Origin of the sequence: Streptomyces prasinopilosus (assembly GCF_001419695.1) — a bacterium.
Classification (GTDB): Bacteria; Actinomycetota; Actinomycetes; order Streptomycetales; family Streptomycetaceae; genus Streptomyces; species Streptomyces prasinopilosus.
Map to the genome: position 1 here is coordinate 1 of NZ_LIRG01000925.1, position 1,836 is coordinate 1,836.

General features: G+C 74.7%; 3 protein-coding genes. All 3 read right to left on the reverse strand.

What is annotated here, in order from left to right:
- Window positions 1-230: 230 nt before the first annotated feature.
- On the reverse strand, window positions 231-632 hold the full coding sequence (locus tag AOK18_RS28590; protein WP_055572714.1) for an NUDIX hydrolase: 402 nt from the start codon (window positions 630-632) through the stop codon (window positions 231-233).
- A 177-nt stretch (window positions 633-809) separates the two neighbouring features.
- Window positions 810-998 (reverse strand): SPOR domain-containing protein, encoded by a 189-nt coding sequence (locus AOK18_RS28595; RefSeq protein WP_055572715.1) that lies wholly within the window; start codon window positions 996-998, stop codon window positions 810-812.
- Window positions 999-1,376: 378 nt separating this feature from the next.
- A partial coding sequence (locus AOK18_RS28600; protein ID WP_139058387.1) for a UTRA domain-containing protein occupies window positions 1,377-1,836 on the reverse strand: 460 nt, incomplete at its 5' end.

Genomic DNA, 1,836 nt, shown 5'->3' on the forward strand with positions numbered 1-1,836 from the left:
CGTACGCCGACCGGGACCGGGTGCCTCCCGTCGACCAAGTGCTCTGCGACGACCGCGCCGCAGCCGGCGAACGCGCGTAGACCACCCGCCCCACGCGGCGCGGCCACCCGATCCCGTCCCCGTCCCCGTCCGTCCCCTCCTGCTCGCCCGCGGGGATCCGCGGGCGAGCAGGAGGGGACGGACGGGGACGGGGACGGGATCGGGTGGCCGCGCCGCGTGGGGCGGGTGGGCTACGCGAGTTCGCCGGCGGCGGCGAGGTCGTCGAAGAGCACTTGGTCGACGGGAGGCACCCGGTCCCGGTCGGCGTACGAGAACCAGGCCATCTCCTCGATCTCGCTGCTCGGGGCCAGTTCCCCCCGGTACTCGGCGGTGTAGCAGGCCATCCGCACGACGGCACCGTCCGGGAGACCGGGTGCGCCGGCCTCGTACGTCCCCACGTGGGCGGCGGTCCGCGGGTCGAGCAGGACCGTCAGTTCCTCCTCGATCTCGCGCAGCAGGGTCTCCAGGTCGCTCTCCGCGCCCTCGCGCTTGCCGCCGGGGATGTAGAAGACGTCCTTTCCCCGCGGCCGCGCGCAGAGGATCCTGCCGCCCTCCACCCGCACCCACGCCACCGTGTCGATCAGGACCGACATCACTCCGCCTTCGCCCGGGAAACCTGGTCGGGCAGGACCTTAGCCGGGCGCGGGCCCCGGCCCTCGACCGGAGCCGTCCGGACGCCCCCGGCACGGGACCCGGCGGCCGCCCGCCCCGCAGCCGGCTCGTCGGGGGCGCGGGCCGCTCCTCCCCGGTGCGGCCGGGCCCGCGGGGGGTCAGTCGGCGGAGGTCGCGTTCCGTCCGATGCGCTCGACCCAGTACAGCTGCTTGTGTCCGCGGGCGTCGAGGCTGTCCGCGATCCCCTGCGCCTCGGCACGGGTCGCGTACCGGCCCACGCGGTAGCGGTTGCCGTTGTCGTCCTGTCGCACCACGAGCCAGGGAAGCGTGGCCGTGCCGTCGTTCATCGCACCCCTCCGCTTCCCGTCGGCGCTCCGTGCCGCGCTCCGCCCGGTAAGGAATCCCCAGTCCGCATATGCCCGAGCCTACGCCTTACCTTCACGCAGCGAACATGGCTTTGCACAAAGAGGTACGCAACCAGCCATGGCGCGGGGGGCGCACCACGGCGAACGCGCCGTACGCGAGTTCGACGCATCCGGTCAGGGGCACGCCGTCCTCGCGCCCGCCACTCGGTGGCCACCTGCGAGAACGGCCAGATTCATGCGGCACCCGTCCGGGCCCGCCGCCGCCCGTCCGGGCGAGCGCGGGCCCTGACGGGGCGCAGAGGGAGCGTTCCGGGGTCGACGACGGCTCGGAGTCGCGGTCCGTGACGGCCGCCGGTGCGGCTACCTCACCGGGAGGTGGTACGCCACCCGGTACCGGTCGGCGGGGATCACCACGTCGGCCGTCTCGACCGGGCGGCCCGAGGCGTAGTAGGTGCGCTGGATGACCAGGACGACGTGGCCGGGGACGCCGCCGAGCAGCGCCAGTTCCTCGGCGAGGCCGGGGCGGGCGCCGACCTCCTCGGTCACGTTGTCCACGATCACGTCGATGGCGCGCATCCGCTCGACCACGCCCATGCCGCCGAGGGGGCCCTCCTCGGGCAGCATCACGGGCGTCCGGCCGGTCAGGGCGAGCGGCTCCCAGGAGGTGGAGAGCATCATCGCCTCGCCCGCCTCCCGGAAGACGTACCGGGTGCGCATCACCCTGCTCCCCGGCTCGACCTCGAGCCGCTCGGCGACGGCCCCGCAGGCGTCGGTCTGCTCGCTGCTCGACTCCCAGGTGCCGCGCACGTCCCCGTCCGCC